This is a genomic window from Chryseobacterium sp. ON_d1 (assembly GCF_006829085.1).
Classification (GTDB): Bacteria; Bacteroidota; Bacteroidia; order Flavobacteriales; family Weeksellaceae; genus Chryseobacterium.
In genome coordinates this window covers 239,180-254,649 of record NZ_BJTC01000001.1, presented here as the reverse complement: position 1 = coordinate 254,649, position 15,470 = coordinate 239,180, and the positions used below count along the sequence as shown (strand labels likewise).

The following is a 15,470-nucleotide window of genomic DNA, read 5'->3' as shown; positions in this document are numbered from 1 at the left end:
TTCTTAAAGACTGCTTTTACTATTTTTTGAGAGTATGTACAATGATAAGCAATCGGTCTCCAATATAATTACAAAAAAGACTTGGCTAAGTTTGTATATTCAACTGTATAGCGCTTTTTATCTTTTCCTATATAGATAAACTTATATTTTGGTAATTGTTCCTTATTCAGTTTTATATCTTGTTTGTTATCGATAGTAATCACAACATCTTTATTGTTTACAATTATGCAGGCAGCTGTAAACCCAAGCATCGGTGCGGTTTTACCCCTTTTATTAATAATCAAACTATCTCCGTTTTTAACCGTTATAAAATTATCGAATTCGGATGTAAAAGTCAAAAATGATTTATTTTTATCATATGCGTTAAATTTTTCAATTAGCACTTTAGATCTCACATTATCAACAACTTCCGCCTCGATACCATACTTTTCAGAAGTAGTAACACTTGTACATCCGATAAAAGCAAATAATAAAAAAGAAATCATTCCATTAAGTATTTTCATAATTTATCTTTTAGATTCTTGTTCTATTAAATTTATGATCTCTGTTCTTTGTTTGGGAGTATTTTTTGTACAGGCTGCCCTCTCACGCATTAAAAATATCACAAAAAATGTGATTTATAATCCATATTGAAATAAAAACTTCAAAAATAGACACCATTCGTTGATTAAACAGTTTAAATATCCATGGTAAAGCAAGAGTTATTATTCATTAAAACCACTTTTTATGGACTATTGATATATTCAGATATTTATTAGGATTAAAGATGTCAAGAAGTAATTTAAACATCATATTAATACTTCTCTTCTTAATACTTCTCTTCAGTGGTATTGTGGATTTAGTAATCCAATGATTACTGTTTTCATACAGATCACCATTCATAGTGGACAGGACGATAGACCTTGAATCTCCAATAAGAAAAATCATATGATTTGTTATTTGAAAAGAAAAGAACTCCTTGAATTTTTATCAAATACTTTACCTTGCTCTGACAGCAACATAATAAATATTTTATTATGATCAGATCATTTTCAATAGAAATGAGGTTGTCTTTTAACTCCTAAAAACTATTTTTTAAGCTCCTGCAAAATATACATTGCATTCTGATTGTCCGGATCTAACTTTATTGATTTCTCATAATTTTCAATCGCGTTATGTTTATTCCCATTTTTCATAAATGCTTCTCCAAGACTGTCGTAAGCATTTGCAGACTTTGGATTATTTTTTACATTCTCTGCGAAAATTTCGATAGCATTAACAAAATCGTTGTTATTTAGCCTTTGGTATCCACTCTCATTAACGAGATCTTCATCTGGAATGATCTGATAACCATATTGTCGCGAAAGAGCATCAAAATGATTTCTGATATCCTCATATGATTTCACCATTGAAGCATCCCGGGGATTCAGATACCATTTTGAATATATAAATTTTAATCCATCGTACATACTCTGATACCCTACGGAGAAATGATCCTCACCAGAATATTGTTTAAAATACCAAATCAAGTTCTTATCTGCATATTTTTTCAGGCTCTCATGCAATGTTTTAACAGGAGCAAGGCCATCAGGCTCGTCACCAATGGAAAGATATAAATAACTAGTATGATTCCCATTCTTTTGTAATGCTCCGCGAAATTGCTTTAAAATTGCAGTATTTCCGTCATAAATGGCTGGGCTGATGATAATATATGATTGGAATAACTCAGGCTTCTCTTTCTTACAGTACAGTGAAAACAGGCCTCCAAGGGAATGTCCTTCCAGTGTACGATAAGGTACTGTTCTGAAATTAGATTCAATGAAAGGAATAGCCTCCTGCTTCAAGAAACTTAAAAACTTTTCTGCGCCGCCAGTATTACGCAAACTATTGTCAAACTTTCCATGAAAGGTCATGGAGTGGACCGGAGTAAAATCACGCACCCTATCCGTATTAACTATTCCTACAACAATAGATTTAGGCATACGATATCGATCAGAAAGAAATCTTTCCATTTCGGTAACATAGGCAAAGTTTTGGTCGGGATCCAAAAGATAAATTACCGGATACAGCTTTTCTCCTCTATCATAACCTTCCGGAAGATAAATCCAAAACTGACGTTCCTCATTTAAAACTTTTGAATGGAATACTTTACTAATCTGATTCCTAACTGGAAGCGGCTCCTGAGAATAGCTTAAACTTATGCTTGATACCACCAGCACAATTATTAAAATAAGTTGATAAGCTAAGGTTTTTCTATTTATAATCATAGGCTTTATATCTTATATCTTACTGGTATTCAAAATATAGCAAATATAAAAAGAAAAACTTACCCACTTATATCCCGTTCTGCCTCTCACCGTTTCAGCACAACCCCATATTTCGACGATCAATAAGAGATAAAACCCTAGCTTCATTTAAAAAGCAATCAAAACCAAAAAGGGATAATAATACGACTTGAAAATAAACAGCTTGCTCTACACAACATCTTTTTAGAAAATTCTGTTCAGGCTTTTAAGAAATAAAAAAGGAGACAACTTTAACAGTTATCTCCTTAAGTGACCCGGCTGGGATTCGAACCCAGGACCCATACATTAAAAGTGTATTGCTCTACCAGCTGAGCTACCGAGTCGGCCGCTTACTTTTTCAAGTAAATCCCTTTGTTTAAGGGACTGCAAAGATAGAAACTTTTTCTTTATTTACAATACTTTTAAGGCATTTCACCACCTTAATAATGCTAACTTTTACGAAATCAGAGACAAAAAATTTCCGTACTGTTTCAGCTGCTATAATTTTTGAGTTTCAATTCCTGTAAAAATGAGCAGTGCATCCCGGTCACAAACAAAAAACGGATGATTCAGTAATAATCTATTTTTTATTTACACCCGTTAGTACCAGCACGAACGTCTTTCTTTAAAATGTAAGGAAAAACCTATTGATGGCATCTAAAAAATATTTTCAAAACTATTACAGGATACCGATACAAAAGATATTTCCAGGTTAGCCATGTATAGAAATTTCATGTAGCTTTGTTATACCAATAAATTGGTTATTGTAATGGAAGATCTCCCACAACAATAAAACAACATCATAAAACATTACAAAATGACAGACCAACTTTCCATATCAGTTAAAATCAATTCCAGCCCTTCAAAGCTGTGGACGACTTTGACCGACACTAGATTAATGTCAGAATGGTTAGGCGATCCTGAAATGAATATAGAAGTGCAGACCGACTGGAAAGTTAATTCACCCATTTTAATTCGTGGATTTCATCATGTCAATTTTGAAAATAAAGGAATTATACTTCAATATGACAAAGAAAAAAGATTAAGCTTCAGCCATCTCAGTTCTGTGTCGAAACTTGTAGACAAAAAACAAAACTATACTGTTATTGAATTTATTCTGACATCCGTTGATAGACAAACACAGCTGACCGTAAACATTGAAAACTTTCCAACAGAAACGATTAGAAAACACTTTGAATTTTTTTGGCGGACCACTATTTTCACCATAAAAGAAATAGCTGAAAATATGCCCCGGCATATTTGATATCTGATGACAAAAAATGTTTTGTATATCAGGTTATTACACCCTGTTAGTGGAGACTAATGCCAATCCTGTAGACGTGAAAAAATCGTAATTCCTATATTTCACTGATCCACTTTACAGCTTTGATTCCTGGCATAAAAAGGTACATGCCTCCCTTTAATGTAATGAAAGTCGGCATTCCAATAAAGCGCTTTGGTAAAGGATTGTCGGGCATCGTAAAAGTTCCTTTGCCTTCGTTGAGTCCTATCATAGGATCTCTTTCATTTTTGAGGCTGACAAAATTCCCGTTGTTCACCCATTCTTTTTGTAAAAACTCAAGGGTCTCCATAGCTTTTGCACTAAACGCTATAAAATAAAGCCCTCGCTCTTTGCCATCGTCCTTAATACTGCCATTGGGTAGTGCAGGTCCATATCCTACGCCTTTTCGTATAATGCGGTGCAGGTTTACATCTGACATTACTGACATTTTACTGTTACGTGGATTCATGCGGCGCATGTGGCTTGAGTAAGGTACGACCTTACCATTTTGGTCATTACTGAAATCAAAATCATTATTTTTTGTAGCATCAGCCCCTAATTCGGCATTATCTTTAAACGGGCACATATTTAATGGGGCTCCGCTCCGCCACCTGCCTATCATTTTAGCAGCCAGCAGGTCCTGCTCATCTTTCGATTTTGCCTGTTCGCTGAGGTATTTATTGAAAGCTGCAACATGACTGTGATATTTTCTAAAAATGACAAATGTCCCATTACTGGCTAACTCAGTGGGTTGTGGCATAGGATAATGATTGCCAGCTTCGTTAGTATATCCCAAAATAAATTCCCCCGCCTTTATGGGGCGTTCTTTTGAATTTAATTGCTCTGCCCCGCTGCCTTCAATTTCAGGATTACTGATCCCATCACGAAAACCAAAATGATTGAAATTACCTTCTATAGGAGTATCAAAATCGGCTTGAAAACACAATTTAACACCTGGGTATTTTTCCAATACCTGAAGAGCAAATGCTTTTTTGGAGTTCAGGTCATCCATATTCTTTGCAACGATCGAAACGGCAATATGGTTATTAGCTGCTTTAAAAACGGAATCCCACTTTCCGGGAGCGTTTTCATTAATATCCATCAGTTTTTCGCTGTGGGCAGCCATTCCTTTTTTAAAGGCTTCCGGAAAGCTTTCAATGGTAGACTGCGGAAGTTCAAGCTTCTTTAATCCCTCATAGGTAAAGGCAATTGCAAGCCAGGCATCATCATTATCCCACCAATTTTTTGCACTGGTAACATAAGGAACTATTTCTTTCAAAAATGCCTTAGCGGAAACAGTATCCAGAATTTCCAAAAAAACATTGACACCATGATAAGGTAATGGTCTGTCACGCAATATAATAGCTTGAATATCCTTCAAGTCTATTTTTTCGGCAGTCCGTTTGAATATTTTTTTTAAGAACATAAGACTATTAATTATTAATGTTGAAGCATTGATGATGTTGCGGAATTTGAAGAATGTCAGCCAAGAATGATGCTTAAAAGTTAATTGTTATTTACTGTTCAATTCATAGCGTCCAGCCCGAACCGAAGATGGATAAAGAAGTTACATTTAATGTCCACTGACATGACACCAATACAATGCTATAGATGGTGCTTTGGCAGCTTGCTGTTAATCACGCGAACTTGAAAGCACTACTGCAAGGGAGTCCATATAATCACGCCAATGAATTATTTTTCTGTCTTTAATCGTTATGATTGAACAAAAGCGGTTGTGGTATTCTTTTTTTGTTGAAGGAACATTACCGTGTACCGCATACTCCAAAATAATTACATTAGCTGGGTTTGCAGATTTATACACGCGCAGACCATCAGCAGAATGCAGGACATTACCATATCCACTGAACCAGTCCATATAAACTTTACGCCCTTCAAGCCTGTTGGGAAATCCTTCAAAATTGTATAGAAATTCAAACACCGCATCTTCCGCAACGGCATCCCAAAAATGTTCTCCATCAACTTCATCTGCCAAACCTTCCATTACGATGTTGTAAAAAGGATCAGCATTTTTATTTTTAAAAGCTGGATGGGTTCTGTCTGCTTGTTCTATTTTCTTTTTCATCTTAGATTATTTCTTTTAAAGGGTGTAATTAAGTTCGGTTACCCCGGAAGTAAATTGCCGGGTAGCCAGGAGTTTTAAATTTATTTTGTCTTTGATGTCTATAAACAATGGAATGCCCTGTCCAAGAATAATTGGATTAACAAACAACCAGTAGCCGTCAATTAAATTCTGTTGAATAAGTGAATGTGTTGCTGTCGGGCTACCGAAAATCAGGATCTCACTCCCTGCCCCTTGCTTTATTTTATTGATTTCGTTGGAAAGGTCATCACTGATAATCGTTGTATTTGTCAAACCTGCATCATTCAATGTTTTTGATAAAACAATTTTGTGAGCCTTGTTATACCACTTTGAGTGGTGGATGTCGTGTTGGGATGCGTTCGGCTTATCTCCTGCGTTTGGCCAGTAAGCCTCCATCATCTGATAAGTAACTCGTCCATACAATGCAGTGTCTGTCTTGCTTATCCGTTCGCCAACATGATCAAAAATTTCTTCATCAACGTTAATCCAGTTCATTTCTCCGTTCGGTCCTGCTACAAAGCCGTCAAGCGATATATGCATAAATGAAATTATTTTCCTCATACAATTCTATTTTTTTATTGTTGATTATGATTTGTTACTGATGTTAAATATTTGACCCCAAAGCGACACTATTGCTTAATGCATGTAAAATTTTACCAAAAAAAGTTCTTTCAGCATTCTGGGTTCTTTCCGTTCTTTCCCATTAATCTGCGCTTCTTCCGAAAACAAAATATATTCTGACTTCATTGCATTTTTTTTGAAACTTATAATTCCAAAAGTTTATTCAGACCGTCACCAATCTTTTCTAATCTTGTAATATCGGCAACGGTAAGGTTAGGGTGACTTACAAACCAGGCAGAAGCTGTAATTTGTTTGCTGAGTATAAATTCTTTTACTGTGGGCGACTTAATACCGGGCCATCCTTCAATATTTCCAAAAATCAAATCCATCATCTCCGGTATTTTGGTGGCAAAGTCATTGATATAGGTATCCCAATCACCGTCATAGCAAGTACAGAAAAGCAGCTTGGTGTCATTTTCTAAAAATACAAAACGCATATCGTGCAGTGTACCCACTTTTTTAGCTCCCGTAAGATTGCCTTTTAATGTTTCAAATATCAACTTAAGGTTTCTTGCTCCTTCGGGTTTTAAGTCAGTGATAATAGTCAATTCCGAAAGGTTGCCACTGCGTAGCCCGGCATCGGCATCGGTAATCACGTCGTGTGATTTTTCTAAGGGTTCACCAAGTGTAGCTAAATACAATTTCAGCTTTAATGCTGCATCCTGTGTGAGTTGTTTGATGTTCATACCCATTGAATTAGAGATATATAAATTTAATTAAAATAAATGATTTTAGTGTTTACTGTTTTACCCAATACATGGTTTTTGAAAAAATACCTTTGTGTGCTACAACTTTCAGCTTTTTCCCTTCCAGATAAATTTCACAGTTTCCTTTCTGTCCTGTCTCATGATTTTCTACATTTCCCTTCCATTCCTTTTTTTCAAAGCGTACATTATAGAGCGTAGGACGGCCTTTGGGATCCAAACCTGAAATTTTTCCGTTGTTATTGGAAGTAGTGATGGTAACGCCATCTTCAGTTTTCCATTTTCCTGTAAAATCATCTTTTGCAGTTTGGGCAAAAGATAGGGCGGCAAAAAACATGGAGAATACCAATACAATAAGTTTTTTCATTTTTTATTTTTTTTTAAGTTAATTGATGACACAAAGATCAATCTTTATTTCCTGCATCTCTTTTAGATATCTAAAAAAACACTTTTGGCTGAAAATTATTTTTTCCTTTTATAATTCTCAATCGTATCCATCGTTCCGCAGAACTCTACATTATTCCAGTCAGGATCATAGAAATAAACAGCAGTGTTACCCCCTGTTTCACCATCTCCCATGGGCGGTTTATCGTTGTGGGTTACAGTTCCGTAATTAGGTATATACCCTTTTTCCCTGGCTTGTTTTTCAAAATTTTTCACATCTTCCAAGCGGTTTCCACTTACTTCAAACGCAAAATGAAAAAAGCTCATTCCAGAAGGAATGGTAATTTCCCCCTGCCCATTCCTTTCCTCAATCAGCACCAGGCATTCTTCATGTTCGTCAGCACTCATATAACAGCATCGGATAGTATATCCTTCTTTGAATGGATGCGGTTCTGTTTCAGTTATCCGGCTTGTGCTTAATCCCACAAGGTCACTATACCATTTCCGGCTATCCTCAATACTTTGCACATATATTGAAAGCTGGTCTAAATGCGAAATCAATGATGGTTTAAACACTCCGTAATCGGCGGTTTTATTAGAAAACCTTTTGCCGGTAACAGTGCCTGGCAACAACACTAATTCTCTTATCCATTTTTTGCGCAGCAAAAACGAGATCTTTTGCTTAAATGGTGAAATAACATTGGGCGGTATGTATGTATTTTGTCTCATCTTCTTTGTATTTAAGGTTTCCATAAAATTTCTATCCAATGTCTGTCAGGATCCTGAAAACAGAACGCCAGCCAATCAGGCTGCATTTGTGCCGATTTCAACATCCTCCCTTCCCGTAATGGAATGCTCATGGCTTCAGCCTGTTGCTTTATTTTTCCAAAACCGTTTTTATCCTGCACTACCATTGAATAATGTAACATAGAATGGTTATCCATTTTTAATTTATGGTGCTTTACCATGCAAATGTCGTGGTGGTAAAACCCGAAACTGAAGAAATGCATTTCCTGTTTTGATATTTTCATTGCGGCACTGCTGTCAGGATGATTGAGTGCTGAAAACTGCAGGTCGAATAACTGCATGTAGAAATCTTTTGAACGCTTCAGATCTTCTACATAAAAAACATGGTGCTGTAATTTAGAAACCATAAGAAATAATTTTGTTGAGTTGAGTACGTAAATCAATTTTCCCATCAGCCGAATAGATCTTTGTTTTTACAATATCATTGTCTTGCAGATAATCAGCTTTCTTTTTACGGAGCACATTTACTTTTTTTTCATTGCTCAGCAGCCACGTTGCAATCCCCTGCAGAAACTTGCCTGGAGCTTTTATCACAACTCCTCCCGGCGTGCCTGTCAAAAGCAGATCACCTGCGGACAAGTCTTGAAATTCTGAAATTTCGGTCAGCGTTTCGGCGGGTTTGAAAATAAGCTGAGAAGTATTGGCTTCCTGCCGAAGCTGGTCGTTGACCCAAAGCTGAATAGTAAGATTGTTCAGGTAATTGAACTCTTCTTTGTCCAGCAGATAAAAAACAGGCCCCAAAGGCAATAAGGTCCGGCAACTTTTGCCTTTATACCACTGTGCATAATCATCTTTGTATTGCAGGTCTCTTGCTGAAAAATCATTGGCCAGCACAAGGCCCGCAATGTACTCATGTAAGTTGGCTTCGGTAATTTTTACAGGTTGAGTAATATCTTTCCTGATGATTAAACCCAGCTCTACTTCATAATCCAGACATTGGCAGTCTTTGGGACGGATCACGGGGCTGAAAGCTCCGGTAATGGAACTTGAATCTTTTGTAAACAGTACATTGCCGCTTGATTGGCTGCTCAAGCCTGATTCTTTGCGGTGAGAAGCATAATTTACGCCCTGGCACAGCACCCGCAATGGACCCGAAACCGGCGCAAGGATTTCTACTTGTTGAAAATCAAATGTTTCCTTTTCCAAATTTTTGTCAATCAGATAAGTCTGTGGTGCCTCTATGATTGCCATCAAATTAGGAGGTTGAAGAACAAGTTGCGAAATTTTTTCGCCAGATAGAATCCCCCACAGGGTGTTGCCATTTTTTTTGTATTTTACGATTGATATTCCCATAACCATTTACTTTAATTGATATTTAACCGTGTAATTTCCTAATGCATCCTTTACCTTTTCGGCAATGATACCAGGATTTTTTCCTGTTGTGGTAATGTATGCCACCATACCCCATTGAGGTGTCTGGTCTACATTAATTTCAAAGTTTTCGATTTCGCTGATAGATTTCAATTCATTGCTGAACACCCTTTTTATTTCAGTTTGTGTAAGCCCGGGCTTGAAAATTTTACCTACCGCGGTAAGCGGAATGACTTCTACAATAAAAATTTCTTTTGGTATTGCTGCTTTTTCGGCAATGTTTTCCTGTACAAAAGTTCTCAGTTCTTCTTCTGAAACCTGCTGATTGGGTTTGAGCTGCACAAAGGCAACAGGCATTTCGCCTACCCGCTTATCGGGACTGCCGATAGCTGCTGCCATTGCAACAGCCGGATGTTGCGACAATGGCTCTTCAATGGCTTTTGGGTCAATGTTGTGCCCGCCACGAATGATCAGCTCTTTTTTACGGCCTGTTATCCAAAAATAGCCATCTGCGTCTTGTTTGCCTGTGTCACCTGTATTATACCAAACATCATTTCCGTCATTAATCCATATATTTTCATTGTGCCGGGCTTCTTTGTAACCGGGGAAAATGTTGATGCCTTTGCAGACAATGATCCCGATTTCATCTGTTTCGGCATCACGCATATATTGTCCTGTTTTTTCCTCCAAAACCACAATTTTCATTTGGTGGTGTGGCAACGCCAGACCAATAGACCCTACTTTGCGCTTACCGAAAGCAGGATTGGCAGAATTAGCACAGGCACCTTCTGTGAACCCGTAGCCCTCTATGATCTTTACTCCGGTACTTGCTTCAAAGTCGTTGAACAATTTAACCGGCAAAGGAGCCGCACCGCACAAAGCATACTCCAGGCTGCGAATGTCTTCCCTCTCCATTGGTGTCTCCAGTATCATCTGCAGGACAGTAGGCACGGAACTGAAAAAGGAAATCTTGTAATGCTCTACAATTTTCCAAAAGTTTTTGATAACGCCTTCACCCCGATAGCCTGACGGTGTTGCCAACAAAATGCAGCCACCACTTAAAAGCGGCGCGATGCCTGTAACAATAACGCCATTAACATGAAACCACGGTAAACCACAAAGCAGTGTTTTGTAGCCGGTTAAATCAGCCCAATTCATAAGCGACCATGCATTGGCAATTTCATTGCGGTGGGTGTGCTGTGCTATTTTCGGTTTGCCTGTTGTACCCCCTGTATGAAAGTAAGAAGCAATAGTATCGGGTGAAAAAGTACGCTGAAAAGAAAGATGATCTTCCGGATACTGGCTTACCGTTTTGTGAAAATCCAAAAGGCGGATGTTATGCGATGTTCTGGGCTTTTTGACTGTGAGCTGTACAGCTATTTTTGGAATGAAATCTAGATATCGGGCAAGATTTACGGTGATAACTGTCTGTAAAGTGGGTACATCAGCAAAAATGCCCGATACTTTTTCCCAAATATCGGTTTTAGGGAATGGTGACAGCGTAACCAAAACTTTTGTGCCTGCTGCATTCATAATCTCCGCCATTTGCGAGGGTTGCAACAACGGATTTACAGCATTCACAATGCCTGCGGTTTCTGCGCCAAAAAGTGTAAAAACGGTTTCGGGAGAATTAGGTAAAATGTAGGAAACAACATCGGTATCTCGAATGCCTAAATCACGGAACATATTGGCTGTGGCATTAATTTTTTTGAGTATCTCTTTGTATGTCCACTCTGCCGAATGTTTGAACTTAGTGCCCTGCAGGAAAAACTTTAATGCAACACGATTCGGATATTTCGTAGCATTTAGGGCAACCGCTTCGTAAGTGCTGTCTGGCAAATCAGGTAATGGCTTCTGCTCAAAATCCTGGACATCTTTTCTGTTTGCTATATTCATATTTTATTAATCTGTTTAATTACTGATAAGCTGACTAATGCAACCAATAAAACCGTGACCAAAACAGCCAATATATAGCTCTGCCAGGTTTCTTTTATTTTGATTAAGGTATAAAAGACACCTGCCATAATAAGCAACAAACCAATAGCCGAGCACAAAGCGTAGTATTGCGTAAATAAACCTGCTGTAAGAATGGCTTGTAAAACAGCGACGATATACATGGATGCTGTACTGTAACCTGCCTTTTGAAAAGTCGGCTTTGATTTGCCCATCAATTTGCTGATCATTGCCAAACCAAAAATGAAAGCAATGCTGTATGTGATTGAAGTTATCATATCTTTTTTGTTGGTGCTGATGATATATTTTTCATTTTTAGTTGAAATTCCCTGCACAGTTTTTCAGCACTGTTACCTGATGAGAATACATACAGATCGGGACGGACAATGAAATAATAAGCTTTTCTTTCCGCCCATTTCCGTAACTCTTCAGCATAAGGTTCGGTGTCAAATACTACATATTTCAATTTTAATTTTTCGCAGAGGCCAGCAATATGTGGCGCTCTGCTTTTACCGATTGATACCAATGTCCATTCATTCGATAAAAGCATATCGGAATATCTGTTTGGGTCAATTTTCACTTGCGGAAACAGATAACGCTTCGCTTTTCCTGTACCCCAGAACCCATTTCCCAGCGGATTTTTTGGCAAATGAAAATTGAGCAGCCAACCTTTGATCAATGGGATTTTTGACAGCACTTTCAACACCATCCAAAGCCGTGTTGTAAAGATCCAGCCTACCAGAATTGCCAATCGGATATTAAACTTTACATGTGGATATCGTTCCGTTTGATAGGTTTTGAGGATGGAATCAGGCCACTGCTTTTGGAGAACAGCATCCAATTTCCAGGTAAAGTTCATTACATCCCTGAAACCTGCTGCCATACCCTGCCCGGTGTAAGGCGGTGTGGTGTGTGCAGCATCACCAGCCAAAATGATGTTTCCACGCTGCCACTCTTTTGCCAAAACACTTTTCACAGAATATAACACCCCATGCTGGATTTGCAGGTTGCCGGTATCCGCACCTATTTCAGACAAAAGCTGTTTGATTTTTTCGGGCTTCTGGATTTCTTCTTTGCTCAGACCATTTGTATAATTCAATTCCCAGCGCTTGTGGTTGCTTATACCATTCATCCTTACCCAGGGTTTCTTATGGCTGCATATTTTTTGAACAGTATTATATTGATCCGGCGTGGGGACTACTTCCAACGCATCTATTTTCAAAATGTCTTTATCAAATCTTAAATCTTCCCGGTTAATACCTAATTTATTTCGGGTAAAACTGTTGGCACCATCGCAAGCGATCATGTATTTTGCAGATGCCAATCTTTCGGTATTTGAAAAAACGGTTATCCCGTCATTGCTTTGTTCGAAATCAGTAATGTCCTTATAAACAAGATTGACATTGGGAAAGCGTTTGCAACCATTGCGTAAAATAGTTTCCAGTTCGGGTTGCAGAAATAAAAAATGATCAGAAGAAAAGCCTCCCGGAAAAACGCTTTTAGCACGAAACAGCACATTGAATTTTTCATCAGTCAGTTCTAAACCGCCTGAAGGCTTCAACTGTGGCAGCAATTCATCAAGTAAGCCTACAGACTGCACTATACGAACAATTTCTTCATCCATATGAATGGCTCTCGGGAAACTAAACGCTTTTTCAAATCTGTCAACACCTAAAACCTGGTATCCACGCAAACCTAATGTGTTGCAGGTAAGCAACCCAACAGGGCCTAAACCGCATACTATGATATCATATGCTTTGTAATCATTTACTTTATCTTCTTGCATTACCTTGCTTTTATACAGCAAAGTTGCGCAACATTTTTGGGGGAATTTTTTCGATATCTAAAAAAATGACGACGTCGTAAAAAACTATTTTGACTTTTCCCCTCTGATTACACTTAAGGTAGATTGGGTAATCCCCAGATAGGATGCAATATGTCCAAGTGATGAACGAAGAAGAATATTGGGATGCCTTTTGATTAATAGCTGGTAACGTTCTTGTGCCGATTGAAACTGGATCGAATAAAGCTGTTCGGCAAGACGTTTAATGGTGCTAACCAGAACATGTCTGGAAAACCGTTGCAGCGTAGTGTCAGTATCTATAATTTTTTCAACTTTCATAAAATCCGCTGTTCGGATTATTCCGTTTTCCAACATTTCAAGATAATATGGATATGGCTGATGTAAAAATATGTTTTCAATGGGAGCATAAAATTTAGTTTCATCAAAAAAATCGTGTGTAATATCCTTGCCGTCTTTAAGGTAATATAAACGCATCATCCCTTTTTCAACATAAAATATTTTCTTTGACTGCTTACCTTCACTCAATAACTGGTACCCTTTTGGTAATTCTATATATTCAAAAAACTCTTCAACGATCTGTGCCTTTTCGGTTGAAAGACCTGCTGCTTTTTGTAAGTATTCCAGTAATTCCATAATAAAAATTTTATTTACAAAAACCAATGACGTTCCCTTAAAATCAGGCAAAATCAACCGGCTGCTGTTTTTCAGGGCATGCCACCAAACGGACTACCTCACCCCTCTATTGGCTAAAATAAGAAAAAAAGCTAAAAAAAGAAGGGCGAAGCATTTTTTGAATGCTTCGCCCTTCTGTGTGATGTCAGCGGTACATGTTATTTTTATGGCAAAGGAAAAGGGCTCTCTTTTTTTTAAAAACACTTAATGCTCACCATTGATCCCTGAAGCTTTTTTATACTTAGCTTCATTGATCTTATATTCTGCCTTGGCATCAAGAATCTCCGATTTCGCTTCCTGCCAGAGAACCTGGGCTTTCAATACTTCTTCTGCTACAACGGTTCCTGCGTCATATCTGTCCTGGTTCAGTCTGAGATTTTCCGTGGCCTGAACAAGAGATTTTTCAGCAAGCTCGATGCGTTTAACAGATTGGTTGAGCTGCATCACGGCATTCTGTAATTCCAGCACCAGAAGCTCCTTCGTCTCTTCCATTTCAAGCTTTTGAGCATTGGTTTTATACTCCTGTTCTTTTACTTTTTCTTTTCTTGCTCCCCAGTCATAAATCGGAATGTTTACAGACAGCATTCCCACAAATCCCTGCATATTATTTTTCCTATCGATAGGATTAACATTTTTACCAAAACTGGAAAAGCCTATTCCCGAAAGAGCTACCGTAGGTTTTCTGTCTCCATCCAGCAGTTTTTCCTGAAGTTCATTTATTTCTACTGCCTTGGCAAGAATAAACAGTTCTGGCCTGTTCGTCGGTTTTAGCTGACTGTCGGCCAAAACACCAGTGAAACTGCCGTTTACAGCATCTTCCACATCAAAATCGGAATTGGGAAGTCCTGCAATCTGGGCAAGGTTTAGTTTGGCGATGCTAAGACCATCTTCCGCACGCTTCAGATTGAGCTGCGCCTCGTTCTGCTGAACTTCCACTTTCAACAGATCATTTTTATACGTCAGCCCTGCATCAAAAGAATTCTTTACATTGGTATGGAGCTGATTCAGAAGTTTGATGTATTCTTTTGCCAGCGCTATTTTCTCCTTGGCATTTACAATCTGCCAGTACATGGTTTCCACAGAGAGTTTTACCTCTTCTTTGGTAAGGTCCTTCTGCGCCATCTGCAGATCTACTGCTGTTGAAGAAAGCTTTTTCCCGGTTTCTACCTTCCCTCCGGCATATAGAACCTGGGTAACATTCACATTGGCACTCCCCAGTACTTCCGGTATCAGGTTCGAAAGCGGTTTCGAGAAATAATATCCTCCCACACTTCCGTCCACGATAGGTTTCCCACCTGCTTCTGCAGCCGTTCTGGCAGCCTTGGCAGCTTCTATATTCTGTTGTGCTTTTTTGATCTTTTTATTATTCTCTAATGCCAGATCTTTGACTTCCTCCACAGAAACTATACGTTCCTGGGCCTGAGCACCTATTGACGCTGTAAACAACAGCACCAGGACTATTTTTGATATTGTATCGTATATTATTTTCATTTTTTTTACATAAAGGTTGCCCTGCAACACTAAACAAATGAGTTTATAACAAGGAATCAACGCAGAGCAACCGGTT

The 15,470-nt window shown here is 38.2% G+C and carries 16 protein-coding genes and 1 tRNA gene; 1 reads left to right on the top strand and 16 read right to left on the bottom strand.

All coding sequences use genetic code 11. The annotated features are described in order from the left end of the window. Nucleotides 1-68: 68 nt before the first annotated feature. The 3 genes from CRS_RS01080 to CRS_RS01070 all read right to left on the bottom strand — a co-directional run bounded on the left by CRS_RS01080 (nucleotide 69) and on the right by CRS_RS01070 (nucleotide 2,608). A complete protein-coding gene (locus tag CRS_RS01080) occupies nucleotides 69-503 on the bottom strand; it encodes a hypothetical protein (RefSeq protein WP_142722252.1) in 435 nt (144 codons plus the stop codon). A gap of 564 nt (nucleotides 504-1,067) precedes the next feature. Beyond that, entirely contained in the window at nucleotides 1,068-2,246 is a 1,179-nt protein-coding gene (locus CRS_RS01075) for an alpha/beta hydrolase-fold protein (RefSeq protein WP_142722251.1), read from the bottom strand. 289 nt (nucleotides 2,247-2,535) lie between these two features. Continuing rightward, nucleotides 2,536-2,608 (bottom strand) — tRNA-Lys (locus CRS_RS01070). 473 nt (nucleotides 2,609-3,081) lie between these two features. On the opposite strand from CRS_RS01070, the gene CRS_RS01065 reads away from it, so the two are divergent. Next, a complete protein-coding gene (locus CRS_RS01065) occupies nucleotides 3,082-3,528 on the top strand; it encodes an SRPBCC domain-containing protein (protein ID WP_228451139.1) in 447 nt (148 codons plus the stop codon). 94 nt (nucleotides 3,529-3,622) lie between these two features. Here CRS_RS01065 and CRS_RS01060 read toward each other — a convergent pair whose 3' ends face one another. The 13 genes from CRS_RS01060 to CRS_RS01000 form a co-directional block, all read right to left on the bottom strand. Further along, nucleotides 3,623-4,927, bottom strand: a complete 1,305-nt coding sequence (locus CRS_RS01060) for a Dyp-type peroxidase (RefSeq protein WP_228451138.1) — start codon at nucleotides 4,925-4,927, stop codon at nucleotides 3,623-3,625. A gap of 252 nt (nucleotides 4,928-5,179) precedes the next feature. Next, nucleotides 5,180-5,629, bottom strand: coding sequence for a nuclear transport factor 2 family protein (locus tag CRS_RS01055; protein ID WP_142722248.1), 450 nt, complete (start codon nucleotides 5,627-5,629; stop codon nucleotides 5,180-5,182). Between the two features lie 15 nt (nucleotides 5,630-5,644). Next, nucleotides 5,645-6,208: a dihydrofolate reductase family protein gene (locus CRS_RS01050; protein WP_142722247.1), complete on the bottom strand. Its 564-nt coding sequence runs from the start codon at nucleotides 6,206-6,208 to the stop codon at nucleotides 5,645-5,647. A 203-nt stretch (nucleotides 6,209-6,411) separates the two neighbouring features. Then, entirely contained in the window at nucleotides 6,412-6,954 is a 543-nt protein-coding gene (locus CRS_RS01045; protein WP_228451137.1) for a hypothetical protein, read from the bottom strand. A 52-nt stretch (nucleotides 6,955-7,006) separates the two neighbouring features. Next, complete coding sequence (locus CRS_RS01040; protein WP_142722245.1) at nucleotides 7,007-7,339, bottom strand: hypothetical protein; 333 nt, start codon at nucleotides 7,337-7,339, stop codon at nucleotides 7,007-7,009. 95 nt (nucleotides 7,340-7,434) lie between these two features. Beyond that, the gene (locus tag CRS_RS01035; protein WP_142722244.1) at nucleotides 7,435-8,085 is read right to left on the bottom strand and encodes a VOC family protein; all 651 of its coding nucleotides are present in this window, start codon (nucleotides 8,083-8,085) and stop codon (nucleotides 7,435-7,437) included. 11 nt (nucleotides 8,086-8,096) lie between these two features. Further along, the gene (locus CRS_RS01030) at nucleotides 8,097-8,510 is read right to left on the bottom strand and encodes a VOC family protein (protein WP_142722243.1); all 414 of its coding nucleotides are present in this window, start codon (nucleotides 8,508-8,510) and stop codon (nucleotides 8,097-8,099) included. Then, complete coding sequence (locus tag CRS_RS01025) at nucleotides 8,500-9,462, bottom strand: fumarylacetoacetate hydrolase family protein (RefSeq protein WP_142722242.1); 963 nt, start codon at nucleotides 9,460-9,462, stop codon at nucleotides 8,500-8,502. Before CRS_RS01025 ends, CRS_RS01030 begins: the two co-directional genes overlap by 11 nt. Next, the gene (locus CRS_RS01020; RefSeq protein ID WP_142722241.1) at nucleotides 9,463-11,370 is read right to left on the bottom strand and encodes an acyl-CoA synthetase; all 1,908 of its coding nucleotides are present in this window, start codon (nucleotides 11,368-11,370) and stop codon (nucleotides 9,463-9,465) included. Further along, the gene (locus CRS_RS01015) at nucleotides 11,367-11,705 is read right to left on the bottom strand and encodes a hypothetical protein (RefSeq protein WP_142722240.1); all 339 of its coding nucleotides are present in this window, start codon (nucleotides 11,703-11,705) and stop codon (nucleotides 11,367-11,369) included. The genes CRS_RS01020 and CRS_RS01015 overlap by 4 nt, the downstream gene beginning before the upstream one ends. Continuing rightward, nucleotides 11,702-13,213: an FAD-dependent monooxygenase gene (locus CRS_RS01010; RefSeq protein WP_142722239.1), complete on the bottom strand. Its 1,512-nt coding sequence runs from the start codon at nucleotides 13,211-13,213 to the stop codon at nucleotides 11,702-11,704. Before CRS_RS01010 ends, CRS_RS01015 begins: the two co-directional genes overlap by 4 nt. An 84-nt stretch (nucleotides 13,214-13,297) precedes the next feature. Continuing rightward, the gene (locus CRS_RS01005) at nucleotides 13,298-13,864 is read right to left on the bottom strand and encodes a Crp/Fnr family transcriptional regulator (RefSeq protein WP_142722238.1); all 567 of its coding nucleotides are present in this window, start codon (nucleotides 13,862-13,864) and stop codon (nucleotides 13,298-13,300) included. 243 nt (nucleotides 13,865-14,107) lie between these two features. Continuing rightward, nucleotides 14,108-15,394: a TolC family protein gene (locus tag CRS_RS01000; protein WP_172616973.1), complete on the bottom strand. Its 1,287-nt coding sequence runs from the start codon at nucleotides 15,392-15,394 to the stop codon at nucleotides 14,108-14,110. Between the last annotated feature and the right edge of the window lie 76 nt (nucleotides 15,395-15,470).

Coding starts and splice junctions, on each gene's coding strand:
- CRS_RS01045 (WP_228451137.1), bottom strand. CDS start 6,954: ATGAACATCAAACAACTCACACAGGATGCAGCATTAAAGCTGAAATTG.
- CRS_RS01035 (WP_142722244.1), bottom strand. CDS start 8,085: ATGAGACAAAATACATACATACCGCCCAATGTTATTTCACCATTTAAG.
- CRS_RS01050 (WP_142722247.1), bottom strand. CDS start 6,208: ATGAGGAAAATAATTTCATTTATGCATATATCGCTTGACGGCTTTGTA.
- CRS_RS01080 (WP_142722252.1), bottom strand. CDS start 503: ATGAAAATACTTAATGGAATGATTTCTTTTTTATTATTTGCTTTTATC.
- CRS_RS01005 (WP_142722238.1), bottom strand. CDS start 13,864: ATGGAATTACTGGAATACTTACAAAAAGCAGCAGGTCTTTCAACCGAA.
- CRS_RS01010 (WP_142722239.1), bottom strand. CDS start 13,213: ATGCAAGAAGATAAAGTAAATGATTACAAAGCATATGATATCATAGTA.
- CRS_RS01025 (WP_142722242.1), bottom strand. CDS start 9,462: ATGGTTATGGGAATATCAATCGTAAAATACAAAAAAAATGGCAACACC.
- CRS_RS01015 (WP_142722240.1), bottom strand. CDS start 11,705: ATGATAACTTCAATCACATACAGCATTGCTTTCATTTTTGGTTTGGCA.
- CRS_RS01020 (WP_142722241.1), bottom strand. CDS start 11,370: ATGAATATAGCAAACAGAAAAGATGTCCAGGATTTTGAGCAGAAGCCA.
- CRS_RS01040 (WP_142722245.1), bottom strand. CDS start 7,339: ATGAAAAAACTTATTGTATTGGTATTCTCCATGTTTTTTGCCGCCCTA.
- CRS_RS01030 (WP_142722243.1), bottom strand. CDS start 8,510: ATGGTTTCTAAATTACAGCACCATGTTTTTTATGTAGAAGATCTGAAG.
- CRS_RS01065 (WP_228451139.1), top strand. CDS start 3,082: ATGACAGACCAACTTTCCATATCAGTTAAAATCAATTCCAGCCCTTCA.
- CRS_RS01000 (WP_172616973.1), bottom strand. CDS start 15,394: ATGAAAATAATATACGATACAATATCAAAAATAGTCCTGGTGCTGTTG.
- CRS_RS01055 (WP_142722248.1), bottom strand. CDS start 5,629: ATGAAAAAGAAAATAGAACAAGCAGACAGAACCCATCCAGCTTTTAAA.
- CRS_RS01075 (WP_142722251.1), bottom strand. CDS start 2,246: ATGATTATAAATAGAAAAACCTTAGCTTATCAACTTATTTTAATAATT.